Origin of the sequence: Nosocomiicoccus sp. HMSC059G07 (genome assembly GCF_001815515.1) — a bacterium.
GTDB lineage: Bacteria > Bacillota > Bacilli > Staphylococcales > Salinicoccaceae > Nosocomiicoccus > Nosocomiicoccus ampullae_A.
Genome location: NZ_KV820887.1, coordinates 1 through 454 on the forward strand (window position 1 = coordinate 1; position 454 = coordinate 454).

1 pseudogene is annotated in these 454 nt (G+C 37.2%); it reads left to right on the forward strand.

The features are described from left to right. A pseudogene (locus tag HMPREF3029_RS09020) lies at positions 1 to 454 on the forward strand (phage tail protein); the annotation flags it as partial.

Consider the following 454-nt stretch of genomic DNA (forward strand, 5'->3'; position numbering starts at 1 on the left):
GTGAATCAGATGCTGCGGATAATGATGATTACTTTACGAACGCTAAATTAAGACGTGAATACACATCTCCGTTAGCTGAAGTAATCGGTGTGTATGAGGGTAAACCGATTGTAGACGGTCGTGTGACTGACAAAGAAACAATGGATAAGATGATGATTGAAGCCGTTGAGAAGTCATTAGAAATATCTATTGAGGGTAACTTACATGACGTTAGAAGTATTTATAAAGAAGCAGTACCTTTAATCGGCGATAGAGTGTTTCTAATTGACGAACGAATTGACCTCGAACAAGAAATCAGAATACAATCGCTGAAACAAACGTTTGATGTGAACGATAAACTAGTGAATTGCGAAGTCACATTCGGTAGCGAAAGCATTAGAAGTCGTTATAAATCAAATTTACAATCAGTTGCGAAAGACTTTAACTCGTTACTGAAAGGCGAAACTAAATTACC